This window comes from uncultured Maribacter sp., from assembly GCF_947496775.1.
GTDB lineage: Bacteria > Bacteroidota > Bacteroidia > Flavobacteriales > Flavobacteriaceae > Maribacter_B.
Map to the genome: position 1 here is coordinate 832,923 of NZ_CANMDU010000001.1, position 12,676 is coordinate 845,598.

Sequence of the window (12,676 nt, forward strand, 5' to 3'; positions counted from 1 at the left end):
TATTTCTTTTTAAAAAAATCTAGCTTTTTCTATACTCAGAAGGTGTTTTCCCTGCTACATTTTTAAAAACTCTATTAAATGAGGCTTTACTTTTAAAACCAGAGTCGTATGCAATAGCTTCAATTTTGTAATTTTTAAATTCAGGGTTTTTTAACATTTTTTGAGCATGATCTATTCGGTAAATATTAATGAAGTTATAGAAATTTTGCTCAAATGATAGTGTTAATACTTCTGATAAATGATGGGTATTTATTTCCATTTTTTTGGCCAACCCAGATTGCGTTAAGTCAAAATCTAAATAAGGTTTTTCTACCTCCATATATTCCAAAACACGATTCATATACTGCTCCCTGTCTTGTTTTTTCAATGACGAGTTTTTATATTTTTTGGAGCTATTTTCCTTATAACTCTTTTCTTTAGAAAGCTGTTGAATATTTTCTTTTAAAGAAGCATTTTGGTTTTGCAACCACCTATAATCGTCTTGTAATTGTTTATTTTGTTTAATAATTTGTCGTTTTCTTTTTCTGTAAAATAGAGAAAAACCACCCGAAACAATTAGAAGTAAAATAAAAATAGTGCTTAATATGTGTATTCTTGTTTCACTTTTTTCATTGACTGTTTTTATTTTTTCTTCTGCCTCTTTTTCCACATCTAAAACTGCGGTTTCTTTTTGGTCTTCTATATATTGAGTGTTTAATTCTAAAAATCGCTTTTGCGATTTTTGAGAAGCTTCAAAGTCTTTTAATTGCTCATAAATATCTGCTAAATACTTTTCGGCTTGCATTTCTATTTTATCATTTTTTTTATCAATTGCTACTCTTTTAGCCTTGTTAAAAAATGTTTTGGCCATCTCCATTTTCTTTAAACCCTTATGAGACAGACCAATGTTTAGCAGAATCATATCTTTTTGCAAAATAGAATCGTTAAAAGTACTATTAAGCTGTAGTGCTTGTTTTCCTATTTTTAATCCGTTTATATAGTCCTTTTTTTTATTGAATAAATCGCTAATATCTGTAAGTGCCGTAACCTGTAAATAGATGTTTTGCAAAGAATCTCCAAGATGTTTTAGTTTATATTGATATTCAAAGGATGCGTCAAAATTATTTAATATAGAATTTGCTTTCCCTAAACCAGAATAAACACCTGCTTTTATATATCCGTTGTTGGGATACTTTTCTATCAATGGCAATGCTTTTTTAAAAAAATATATTGCTTTATTAGCATCTTTAATACGATTGTAAATATTTCCCATATTTACCATCGTCATTATTTTGTTTTTTTGACTATTAGGTACTCTTTCACATTTTTCTAAAACTATTAAATAGGTGCTTAGTGCTTTTTTTAATTGATTGGTGTTTTTATAATAAACTCCCTGATTCATTATAGCAAGCAACTCTAAATCCGCCAATTTATGCTTTTCAGAAATATGCAAAAGCGAGTCAGTATATAGTTTATGTTTTTCATTATCTCCTTTTTTATAGAAAAACTCGGACAGTTTAGCGTAGTCTACAGCCTTTATTCTAGCAGAATCTTGCCCTAGTATAGTATAACCGGAAAAAAGAAAAAAGAAAAAAAAGCAGTATTTCATCATTGCACCTCCTTATAAAACATTCTTTAGTTTTGGTTTGATATACTATCAACGATTTCAAATTTAGCTCTTCTCTCTTTCATTGATATACATTACGGATAAAAAAAGACTTCTAGTTGTTATCCATTTTATGCTTTTTCATGCAAACTCAATTCAACCGTAAGTAAATTGTAAAACAAAAAATCCTTAACTCTCTACTATGTAGATTGTTAAGGATGTTTTCTGCGGTCTGGACGGGACTCGAACCCGCGACCCCCTGCGTGACAGGCAGGTATTCTAACCAACTGAACTACCAGACCGTGGCGTTTAGCGGTTGCAAATATACGCCGCTTATTTAATTACACAAGCAATTTGAAGAAAAAATTCATCAAAAATTAAAATTTATGTTTTTCTATCAAAAAGGTATTTAATATTTTCGAAAAATCAGAAGCAACATCTACATCTACGTATCTTATTTTATACTGAGCACACTTTAACTTAAGTTCCTCTATAGTAGTATGTAACTTATTTTCATAATCCTTTTTAACCGTATCTGCATATAAATCTATATGCACACCAGTCTCTACATCTACAAAGCGTTTTGGGGAATTATCAAAATCAAAATTTAATTCCGTTCCTTTATCTAATACATGAAAAAGAACTACTTGATGCTTATTGTGTTTTAAATGTCGAAGCGCATCAAACAGAGCTTTATTGTCTAATGTAGACTGAAACATATCGGTAAACAAAAAAACAAGGCTCCTGCGTTTTATATTCTCTGCTATCTGATGTAAATAGGTATATGTTTTAGTTTCCTTATTAAGGTTTTCTTCTTGACTTATTTCACTAAGCTTTGCTAATAACATTTGATGGTGCCGCTCACTTCCCTTTTCTGGAAAATAATTGTGGTAAGAAGAAGAGTATACACTTAAACCAACCGCGTCTCGTTGCTTTTTAAGCACATTCATTAGAGCTGCTATTGCCAATACAGAAAACCCTATTTTATTTAAATTATTTACTCCTAGTTTTTCGACCTCTGGATAATACATGGAAGCCGAATTATCTAAAATCATATGACATCTTAGATTGGTCTCTTCTTCGTACCTTTTAGTATATAATTTATCTGTCTTGGCAAATAATTTCCAATCTATATGCTTAGTACTTTCTCCTTTATTATAAATTTTATGCTCTGCAAATTCTGCCGAAAAACCATGAAAAGGACTTTTGTGAATACCACTAATAAATCCCTCTACAACTTGGCTTGCCAGTAATTCTAAATTTTGAAAAAGGGACGATTTATTTAACTCTGATTGAAGGTTCATATTATAATATCTTTTACTAAGATAGGAAACCTATTCTAGCTTAAATATAAATTTATTATTGATATATCAATAATAAATTTATATTTGTAGTAAGTTTTAATACGTAAATACAATTATGTCCGGAGGAAATATTGAAGATGTTATTCTTTTTCAGATAGACAAGACAAGTAAAATTTCTAAAAAATATTCTCAAAAAGAATTCGACAGAATAAACTTAGGAATTACTATTGATCAATGGGTTCTTTTGAAAATTATTGAAGAAACTGCTCCCATATCTCAAAAAGAACTAGCGGATAAATCACTTAGAGACCCAGCATCTATTACCCGAACATTAGATATTTTAGAAAAAAAGCAACTTTTATTAAGAGAGCCTATTTTAAATAATAGAAGACAGTATAATATAATACTAACTAGTAATGGAGCAAAATTTGTAAAAAATAATATTGCAATGATAAAGGAACATCGAAAAAAAAGTTTGGAAGGATTTTCTAAAAAAGAAAAAGAATTACTTAAAAATCTGCTCTTAAAAATTCAAAAAAATATGAGTTAGTATTTTTTTGAATTTAAAATTGATATATCAATAATTGATATAATATTAATGTAAATCTAAAATTATGAAAGAAATGAATTACCCATAGCTATGAATTAAAAAAAAGAGATTTAAAAACCATTAAAAAATTAAAAACATGAAAAAATTAAGAATTCTAAGCCTGTTATTACTATTATTAACATTCAGCTGTACGGCACAAACATCAGAAAAAACCTCTATCAGAGAAACAATTACTGCGTATTCCGACGCAGGAGATACTAACAATACAAATGCTCTAGACAAACTCTTAAATTCTAACTATAGGGTAGTAACGAATCGACTTTTTGGAAGCAAAAGTGTTCGTGTTATTTCCAAATCGGAGTACCTAAAAAAAATTAAATCTAAAGAATGGGGAGGAGACTCTCGCCTTCTTACTATTGAAAATATTGCAATTAATGGCACTACTGCCAGTGCCAAAGTAACTTTCAAAGGAAAAAAAGCAACTATATCGTCTATACTTATCCTAATACAAGAAGAAAAAGGAAATTGGAAACTAATTAATGACACTCCTACATTTAAATAGCACAAAAAAAGGGTTTGACGAAAGTCAAACCCTTTTAATAAATATAACTTTCCTTTTCTACATTGCTGCATCTATAGCATCGGTGTACACTTTCTTAGGAGATACTCCTACTTGTCTACTTACAATTTCACCATCTTTAAAAACCAATACCGTAGGTATGTTTCTAACGCCATATTTAGCCGCAAATTCTTGATTAGCATCTACATCTACCTTTCCTACAACGGCTTTACCATCATACTCTGCACTTACCTCATCAATGATAGGTCCTACCATTCTACAAGGTCCACACCATGCTGCCCAAAAATCTACTACTACTGGTTTATCACTTTTTAATACTACTTCATCAAAAGTAGCATCTGTTATTTCTAATGCCATTTTTTTATTTTTTATAAATATTACACAAACTTAGTCAAATTATACTCTATTTCCTTACTAACGTAATATACCTTTTTCCTATTGTGATATTAGCAAAGTTTATAGTTTTTTAATTAATCTTATATTTTACCTCTTGCCCCTCTAACGCCGCAAGTAATTCTGGTGTTATTTGCACTTTCTGCTTTCTAGGAGACATATTTACTTTTATCTTCTCTTCCATTTCATATACTATGAAATTTAAAGGGTGCGTCCCCGTAAAAGAGCTTATAGTATCCTTTAATTGTTTTACATTCTCTTCTTTTAATTGTGCTACATCTAAATTTATAGTCAATTTTTTGGCGTAGGTTTCCATTACCTCTTGTAACAACATAAAACTATTAAACTGCATTCTCGGGTCTCCTTTTTTTCCAGTATCTCTATTGGTCCAACCATCTTTCACAAATATTTTTACATAAGCAAAAGAATTTATCATTAAGAAATGCCTAAATTTTAAATACTCTTCCCCAAAAACCCGAAACTCAAAAGAATCCATGTAATCTTCCATAGTAAACATAGCCCAACCTTTCCCATTTTTAGAGACTCTATGTTGCACATCGGTAATAACACCTGCAAAAGAAATTTCTCTGTTTACATAAGAAGGTAAATCTGTAAAACAGGAAATAGTTCCATTAGTAAAGGCTTTTATTTCGGACTTAAAATCGTCCAAAGGATGCCCAGAAATATAAATCCCTACTACTTCTTTTTCTCGACGGAGCTTCTCCATAGTTCCCCACTCTTCGCATGGTGGTATTATAGGCTCAGGAATTTCCGCTTCGCTCATACCTCCAAACATATCCATTTGCGAAGAATTCTTGTTTTCTTGATACTTAGACCCAGACTTTATTATCTTTTCGAGGAAAGTTACACCATCTCCTTCCGTGTTAAAGTACTGCGCCCTATGCGTAGTTCCAAAAGAATCGAAACCACCAGCAACCGCCAAACTTTCAAATGCTTTTTTATTTGACGCTCTTAAATCAATACGTTTTGCCATATCGAAAACGGACCTGTAGGGTCCTTCTTCTTTTCTATTCTCTACTATAGTTTCTACCGCTCCTTTTCCTACTCCTTTTACTGCACCCATTCCAAAACGTACCGCTCCAGCATCATTCACCGCAAACTTGTAATAAGATTCATTTACATCTGGTCCAAGAACATCTAAGCCCATACGTTTACATTCTTCCATAAAAAAGGTAACTTGCTTAATATCATTCATATTATTAGAAAGTACCGCTGCCATATATTCCGCAGGGTAATGCGCTTTACAATAGGCTGTTTGGTATGCAATCCAAGCATAACAAGTAGAGTGCGATTTATTAAAGGCATAGGCCGCAAAAGCTTCCCAATCCTTCCAAATTTTCTCTAGCTTATCTTCGGCATGTCCTTTTTCTGAGGCCTGTTTTATAAATTTAGGCTTCATTTTATCCAGTACATGCTTTTGTTTTTTACCCATGGCTTTACGCAAAACATCTGCCTCACCTTTAGTAAAATCTGCCAATTTTTGAGACAGTAACATCACTTGCTCTTGATATACCGTAATTCCGTAGGTTTCCGCTAAATATTCCTCACAAGCATCTAAATCATATATAATTTCTTCTGTACCATGCTTACGAGCAATAAAACTTGGAATATATTCCATTGGCCCTGGACGATATAAAGCATTCATGGCAATTAAATCCGCAAAAACAGTTGGTTTTAAAGACCTCATGTGTTTCTGCATTCCTGGAGATTCATATTGGAATACCCCTACGGTTTCTCCTCTTTGGAATAGTTCGTATGTTTTTTCATCATCTAGAGGAAAATTTTCGGGATCTAGCTCTACTCCATGTTTTGCTTTTACAATTTTTACGGTATCCTTTATTAAGGTTAACGTTTTTAACCCCAAGAAATCCATTTTTAGTAGCCCAGCATCTTCCACAACCGAGTTATCAAACTGAGTGCAGTACATATCCGAATCTTTTGCTAAAGCTACCGGAACGAATTTCGTAATATCATCTGGTGTAATTATTACACCGCAGGCATGTATACCAGTATTACGCACAGACCCCTCTAATACATAGGCCTGATTTAGAGTTTCGGACTCTAATCCGTCTCCCTCAGAAATTGCTAAAAGCTCATTTACTTTTATAAGCTCTTCACTATTAAACTTCTTTTTAAGCGTAGCCTCATCCACCCCAATTATCTTCTTAAGCTTAGACATATTAGGAATAAGCTTTGCCATACGGTCCGAATCCATCAAAGGCAAATCCAATGCACGAGCGGTATCTCTAATAGAGGATTTTGCGGCCATGGTACCATAAGTGATAATCTGCGCCACTTGGTTAGCACCGTATTTATCGATTACATAATCCATTACGCGCCCACGACCTTCATCATCAAAATCAATATCAATATCGGGCATGGATACACGATCAGGATTTAAGAAACGCTCAAAAAGCAAATCGTACTTAATAGGGTCCAAATTAGTAATCCAAAGACAATAGGCAACAGCGGAACCGGCTGCGGAACCACGACCGGGCCCTACAGAAACATCCATTTTACGCGCTGCCCGTATAAAATCTTCTACAATTAAGAAATAACCAGGATATCCTGTTTTTTCAATTACCTGTAGTTCAAAATCTAAACGCTCATCAATCTCTGGAGTAATATCTCCATATCTTATTTTAGCTCCTTCGTAGGTAATATGACGTAGAAATTTATTCTCTCCACGCTTGCCTCCGTCTAACTTATCCTCTTCAAATTGAAATTCTTCTGGAATATCAAAAGCCGGCAATAATACATCTCGCGCCAGCGTAAATGTTTCTATTTTATCAACTACCTCCTGAATGTTAATAATAGCCTCTGGTATATCTTTAAAAAGCTCCTTCATTTCTTCCGAAGATTTAAAATAATATTCCTGATTAGGCAACCCATAACGATACCCTCGTCCACGACCTATAGGAGTTGCCTGTTTTTCTCCGTCTTTTACACACAGTAAAATATCGTGGGCATGGGCATTTTCCTTTTCCGCATAATAAGTATTATTGGTCGCCACCAATTTAACGTTATGCTTTTTAGCAAACTGAATTAACACTTTATTTACACGGTCTTCATCTTCCTGACCATGACGCATTAATTCTATATACAAATCGTCTCCAAAAGTTTCTTTCCACCAAACCAAAGCTTCTTCTGCTTGGTTTTCCCCAACATTTAAAACTTTACTAGGAACTTCACCATACAAATTCCCAGTTAATACAATAATATCCTCCTTGTACTGCTCAACTACTTTTTTATCTATCCTTGGAACATAATATTTACCATCTACAAAAGCAATAGAAGACATCTTTGCCAAATTGTGATACCCATTCTTGTTTTTAGCTATCATCACAATTTGGTAGCCGTTATCTTTCTGAGTTTTGTCTTTATGATTTTCACAAACCTGAAATTCGCAACCCAATATTGGTGTAATTTCTTTTTCAGGAACAAACTCATGCAAAGGCTCTTCTCCTTCTTCTAACCTATTTTCTTGCGTAGCTTCATATCGTATCTCATTGGCATCGTTCCTAGATTTTACACCTTTATTATGGTTTATTACTCCATTAACAAAATGGAATGCCCCCATCATATTTGCATGATCCGTCATAGCAACCGCTGGCATATTCATTTTTGCCGCAGCCTTAACCAAATCTGGAACACTTATCGTAGATTGTAAAATAGAGAACTGCGTATGGTTATGTAAATGCGCAAATTCTGCGGTTTTTAAGGAGGCTAAATTTTGGTCAATTTCTTCTTGCGAAACTCCACCTGTATCTTTTTCCCATAAAGCATCTGCAATCTTTTTAGATGCTTTTTTTAGGTTGATATGCTTAAGGCCAATAAGTTGAATTTCTTGCGGATTGGCCACATTAAAATTCTTAAAATAATCTGGTTGTACATCTAACTGCTCAACTGTATACTGCTGCTTACGAATAAGCTCTAGAAAACAACGCGTTGTTGCCTCTACATCGGCAGTAGCATTATGCGCTTCTCCAAAGGCCTCTCCAAATAAAAACTGATGTAATTCTGTCAGCGTTGGTAATTTAAATTTACCACCACGACCTCCCGGTATTTGGCACAATTGGGCTGTATGTTCCGTACAAGTATCTAATACAGGTAATTCTTGCAAAGGGTTTTCTACACCTAAACGATGGAATTCTGCCCCCATAATATTAACATCAAAACCAACATTTTGTCCAACCACAAATTTGGTTTTGGACATAGCAATATTGAATTTTTCCAAGACCTCCGCTAAAGAAATACCATCTTGCGCCGCCAATTCCGTTGAAATACCATGTATTTTTTCTGCATCATAAGGAATATTAAACCCATCTGGTTTTACCAAATAATCTTGACTCTCTACCAAACGACCCATATCATCATGCAACTGCCATGCTATTTGTATACAGCGAGGCCAGTTGTCTGTGTCCGTTATAGGAGCGTTCCAACGTTTAGGTAATCCGGTAGTTTCCGTATCAAAAATAAGGTACATAGAGCGTTTGGTTTCAGAAAAAATAAGTAGATAAAAATAGGCAAAGTTGCGGTTAATTTTACAGAAAAACGGAAGGAGTTATTAACTAGTTTTACAAAGCACGTTAAGAAATATACTAATATCATTGTTCTTTTAATGAAATAAATTATATTTGCACCCGCTTATAACTAAGCAAATTAAAAAAGAATTAATAACCAAGGGTCGGGCACCCTACAAATTAATGTGATATGCCAGTAAAAATTAGATTACAAAGACACGGTAAAAAAGGAAAACCATTCTATTGGGTTGTTGCTGCAGATGCAAGAGCAAAAAGAGATGGTAAATTCTTAGAAAAATTAGGAACATACAATCCTAATACAAATCCTGCAACAATTGACCTTAATATAGACGGTTCTGTACAATGGTTACAGAATGGTGCACAACCAACAGATACTGCTAGAGCAATTTTATCTCATAAAGGTGTTATGTTAAAAAATCACTTAGCTGGTGGTGTACGTAAAGGAGCTTTAACGGAAGAGCAAGCGGAAGAAAAATTTGCTGCCTGGTCTGCTGAAAAAGAAAAATCTAACGCTGCTAAAATAGGTGGAATAGATAAAATTAAAGCAGATGCTAAAGCAAAAGCATTAGCTGCTGAAAAAGAAGTAAATGAGAAGCGTGCTGCTGAAGCTGCCGCTGCTGCATTACCAGATGTAGAAGAAGCTGCTGCTGACTCGGAAGATGCTGCTGCATCTTCGGAAGAAGAATAGATATATCTGACGATGCAAAAGGAAGAATGTTTCTACTTAGGCAAAATCGTCTCTAAATATAGTTTCAAAGGAGAGGTATTAGTTAAACTAGATACCGATGACCCAGAAACATACGAAAAAATGGAATCAGTTTTTGTTTCTTTAGGAAATAATCTGGTTCCATTTTTTATTAACAAGTGTCGCTTACATAAATCGAATCTCTTACGTATTGATTTTGAGGAGGTAAAAACAGAATCAGATGCAGACCGTATTATGGGGTCTAAACTATACCTTCCTTTATCTTTTTTACCAGAACTTACGGGAACGCAATTTTACTACCACGAAATAATAGGTTTTACGGTTATAGATGATGTACACGGAAATATTGGCACTATAAAAGGAGTAAATGATACCACCTCACAGGCTTTATTTGAAATTGAAAAAGAAGATAAAGAAATACTTATCCCAGTTAGAGATGAACTTATCACTAAACTAGATAGAGAAGAAAAAACTATCTATGTTTCTACCCCAGAAGGGTTAATAGATTTATACTTGGAATAAGAAAATCCAAATAAAAAATTCCAAATTCCAAAAAATGGACACTAAAAAAGTTTATGATTTAGAAGAAAGAACTTTTTTATTTGCTAAGTCTTGCAGACTTTTGGTAAAACAACTACCCAAAACTATTTCTAATATAGAAGATGGAAAACAACTCGTTAAATCTTCTGGCTCCGTAGGCGCTAATTATATTGAAGCAAACGAAAAATTAGGAGAAAAAGATTTTAAAAATCGCCAGAAAAGAAGCCAAAGAATCTAAATATTGACTAAACTTACTAGAAGCTATAAATACTAATACCGATATAAAAGCATTAATGCAGGAAGCAGAAGAATTAAGAAAAATACTATCTGCCATAATCAATAAAACGTAATCCAATATGTTTGGAATTTGTTTTTTAATTTTTTGGGATTTTATATGAATAAGCCGTTCTCATTTAAACAATTTACAATTAAACAGGATCGCTGCGCCATGAAAATTGGAACGGATGGCGTACTCTTAGGTGCCTGGACTAGTGTAACCCATAATTCTTATTCTATCTTAGATATAGGAGCAGGGACTGGTATTATTTCCCTTATGCTAGCACAACGCAGTGCTGCCGAAAATATAGAAGCCATAGAATTAGATGGTGATGCTTTTGAACAATGCACAGAGAATTTTGAAAACTCCCCCTGGAGAGACCGCCTTTTCTGTTTTCATGCTGGTTTCGATGAGTTTGTAGATGAATATACGGAAGAAGAACCAGACGAATTTGAGTTGTACAATGTCATAGTTTCCAACCCTCCGTTCTACACAGAAGAAGTAACTAGCGGAAATAATGCCAGAGATACCGCCAGACAAAATACCTCTTTACCTTTTAATGAGTTAATAGAAGGCGCCTCTAAATTACTAACAAAAGACGGTTCTTTTTCTACGATTATACCTTTTAAAGAAGAAAAAAATTTTCTTAATATTGCTAAAACAAATGGTTTGTTTCCTTCTAGAATTACAAGAGTTAAAGGCAACCCAACTAGTGAAATAAAAAGAAGCCTTTTAGAATTTACTTTTTCCAAAACTGAAACTTTTATAAACGAACTAATTATAGAAAAGGAAAGACACCAGTATACGGATTCATACAAGGAGTTAACCAAAGATTTTTATTTAAAAATGTAACTCCATGTGATTGTAATGTTATATTTCTTTACATATCTTTGAGAGAAATCCATGCATTATGAAACCCGATTTATTTGAAGCTCCCGACTATTATAATTTAAACGATTTACTTACCGAAGAACATATTTTGGTTCGTGATGCGGCCCGGAAATGGGTAAAAAGAGATATATCTCCTATCATAGAAGAATATGCGCAAAAGGCCGAGTTTCCAAATCAAATAATAAAAGGGTTGGCTGAAGTGGGTGCCTTTGGCCCATACATTCCTATGGAATATGGTGGTGCTGGTTTAGACCAAATAAGCTATGGTTTAATAATGCAAGAAATTGAACGTGGCGATAGTGGCGTTCGCTCTACAGCTTCTGTACAATCTTCCTTAGTAATGTATCCTATTTACGCTTATGGAAACGAAAAACAACGAAAAAAATACTTACCCAAATTAGCTACAGGAGAAATGATGGGGTGTTTTGGTTTAACCGAACCAAACCATGGCTCTAACCCAAGTGGTATGGAAACAAAGTTTAAGGATATGGGAGACCATTATCTTTTAAATGGAGCCAAACTTTGGATATCTAATTCTCCTTTTGCGGATATTGCTGTGGTATGGGCTAAGAATGAAGAAGGCAGAATACATGGCCTTATTGTAGAGCGCGGGATGGAAGGTTTTACAACCCCAACTACACACAACAAATGGTCGTTACGTGCATCTGCTACAGGGGAGTTAATTTTTGACAATGTACGGGTTCCCAAAGAAAATCTACTCCCAAATAAATCGGGTTTAGGAGCTCCATTGGGATGTTTAGATTCCGCTCGCTATGGTATTGCCTGGGGTGCTATTGGAGCGGCTATGGATTGTTATGATACTGCTTTACGCTATGCCAAAGAACGTATCCAATTTGGAAAACCTATTGCGGCTACTCAATTGCAGCAAAAAAAACTTGCCGAAATGATTACCGAAATCACCAAATCGCAATTACTTGCTTTTAGACTAGGACAACTAAAAAATGAAAACAAAGCCACCTCTGCGCAAATATCTATGGCTAAGCGTAATAATGTAGATATGGCTATTAAAATAGCAAGAGAGGCAAGACAAGTGTTAGGAGGTATGGGTATAACAGGAGAATACAGTATTATGCGCCACATGATGAACCTTGAAAGTGTTATTACTTACGAAGGTACGCATGACATACATTTGTTAATTACTGGAGCAGATATAACCGGCCTATCTGCATTTAAATAGATTAACTTTAGTTATTTAAATCTAAAATATCTAATAAAGTTAACTTAAACCTCATCGTATATTAACATACTACGAGTGCCTTACCAT

Annotated in this window: 11 protein-coding genes and 1 tRNA gene; 7 read left to right on the forward strand and 5 right to left on the reverse strand. The window is 34.0% G+C overall.

What is annotated here, in order from left to right; genetic code table 11:
• Nucleotides 1–19: 19 nt before the first annotated feature.
• The 3 genes from Q0856_RS03645 to Q0856_RS03655 form a co-directional block, all read right to left on the reverse strand.
• A complete protein-coding gene (locus tag Q0856_RS03645) occupies nt 20–1,591 on the reverse strand; it encodes an AraC family transcriptional regulator (RefSeq protein ID WP_298502727.1) in 1,572 nt (523 codons plus the stop codon).
• Between the two features lie 222 nt (nt 1,592–1,813).
• Nucleotides 1,814–1,887: transfer RNA gene (locus tag Q0856_RS03650), tRNA-Asp, on the reverse strand.
• A gap of 75 nt (nt 1,888–1,962) precedes the next feature.
• The gene (locus tag Q0856_RS03655; protein ID WP_298502729.1) at nt 1,963–2,889 is read right to left on the reverse strand and encodes a DUF58 domain-containing protein; all 927 of its coding nucleotides are present in this window, start codon (nt 2,887–2,889) and stop codon (nt 1,963–1,965) included.
• Between the two features lie 115 nt (nt 2,890–3,004).
• Between Q0856_RS03655 and Q0856_RS03660 the strand changes: the two genes are divergently transcribed.
• Nucleotides 3,005–3,439: a MarR family transcriptional regulator gene (locus Q0856_RS03660; protein ID WP_298502732.1), complete on the forward strand. Its 435-nt coding sequence runs from the start codon at nt 3,005–3,007 to the stop codon at nt 3,437–3,439.
• A 136-nt stretch (nt 3,440–3,575) separates the two neighbouring features.
• A complete protein-coding gene (locus Q0856_RS03665; protein WP_298502735.1) occupies nt 3,576–4,001 on the forward strand; it encodes a nuclear transport factor 2 family protein in 426 nt (141 codons plus the stop codon).
• Nucleotides 4,002–4,058: 57 nt separating this feature from the next.
• Here Q0856_RS03665 and trxA read toward each other — a convergent pair whose 3' ends face one another.
• Together trxA and dnaE are read right to left on the reverse strand one after the other, a co-directional pair.
• Nucleotides 4,059–4,376 (reverse strand): thioredoxin, encoded by a 318-nt coding sequence (gene trxA, locus Q0856_RS03670; protein WP_298474376.1) that lies wholly within the window; start codon nt 4,374–4,376, stop codon nt 4,059–4,061.
• A gap of 109 nt (nt 4,377–4,485) precedes the next feature.
• Nucleotides 4,486–8,919: a DNA polymerase III subunit alpha gene (dnaE, locus tag Q0856_RS03675; RefSeq protein ID WP_298502737.1), complete on the reverse strand. Its 4,434-nt coding sequence runs from the start codon at nt 8,917–8,919 to the stop codon at nt 4,486–4,488.
• A gap of 227 nt (nt 8,920–9,146) precedes the next feature.
• Between dnaE and Q0856_RS03680 the strand changes: the two genes are divergently transcribed.
• From Q0856_RS03680 to Q0856_RS03700, 5 genes are all read left to right on the forward strand, one after another.
• A complete protein-coding gene (locus Q0856_RS03680; protein WP_298474380.1) occupies nt 9,147–9,665 on the forward strand; it encodes a 30S ribosomal protein S16 in 519 nt (172 codons plus the stop codon).
• Nucleotides 9,666–9,677: 12 nt separating this feature from the next.
• Nucleotides 9,678–10,205 (forward strand): ribosome maturation factor RimM, encoded by a 528-nt coding sequence (gene rimM, locus Q0856_RS03685; protein ID WP_298502740.1) that lies wholly within the window; start codon nt 9,678–9,680, stop codon nt 10,203–10,205.
• Between the two features lie 34 nt (nt 10,206–10,239).
• Nucleotides 10,240–10,461: a four helix bundle protein gene (locus tag Q0856_RS03690; protein ID WP_298474384.1), complete on the forward strand. Its 222-nt coding sequence runs from the start codon at nt 10,240–10,242 to the stop codon at nt 10,459–10,461.
• A gap of 156 nt (nt 10,462–10,617) precedes the next feature.
• Nucleotides 10,618–11,352, forward strand: a complete 735-nt coding sequence (locus tag Q0856_RS03695) for a methyltransferase (RefSeq protein WP_298502743.1) — start codon at nt 10,618–10,620, stop codon at nt 11,350–11,352.
• A 58-nt stretch (nt 11,353–11,410) separates the two neighbouring features.
• Entirely contained in the window at nt 11,411–12,589 is a 1,179-nt protein-coding gene (locus Q0856_RS03700; protein WP_298502746.1) for an acyl-CoA dehydrogenase family protein, read from the forward strand.
• Nucleotides 12,590–12,676 lie beyond the last annotated feature (87 nt).

Excerpts from the sequence above, each read along its gene's own strand:
- Q0856_RS03660 (WP_298502732.1), top strand. The coding sequence starts at position 3,005 with ATGTCCGGAGGAAATATTGAAGATGTTATTCTTTTTCAGATAGACAAG.
- Q0856_RS03645 (WP_298502727.1), bottom strand. The coding sequence starts at position 1,591 with ATGATGAAATACTGCTTTTTTTTCTTTTTTCTTTTTTCCGGTTATACT.
- trxA (WP_298474376.1), bottom strand. The coding sequence starts at position 4,376 with ATGGCATTAGAAATAACAGATGCTACTTTTGATGAAGTAGTATTAAAA.
- Q0856_RS03690 (WP_298474384.1), top strand. The coding sequence starts at position 10,240 with ATGGACACTAAAAAAGTTTATGATTTAGAAGAAAGAACTTTTTTATTT.
- Q0856_RS03695 (WP_298502743.1), top strand. The coding sequence starts at position 10,618 with ATGAATAAGCCGTTCTCATTTAAACAATTTACAATTAAACAGGATCGC.
- Q0856_RS03665 (WP_298502735.1), top strand. The coding sequence starts at position 3,576 with ATGAAAAAATTAAGAATTCTAAGCCTGTTATTACTATTATTAACATTC.
- Q0856_RS03680 (WP_298474380.1), top strand. The coding sequence starts at position 9,147 with ATGCCAGTAAAAATTAGATTACAAAGACACGGTAAAAAAGGAAAACCA.
- Q0856_RS03700 (WP_298502746.1), top strand. The coding sequence starts at position 11,411 with ATGAAACCCGATTTATTTGAAGCTCCCGACTATTATAATTTAAACGAT.
- rimM (WP_298502740.1), top strand. The coding sequence starts at position 9,678 with ATGCAAAAGGAAGAATGTTTCTACTTAGGCAAAATCGTCTCTAAATAT.
- Q0856_RS03655 (WP_298502729.1), bottom strand. The coding sequence starts at position 2,889 with ATGAACCTTCAATCAGAGTTAAATAAATCGTCCCTTTTTCAAAATTTA.
- dnaE (WP_298502737.1), bottom strand. The coding sequence starts at position 8,919 with ATGTACCTTATTTTTGATACGGAAACTACCGGATTACCTAAACGTTGG.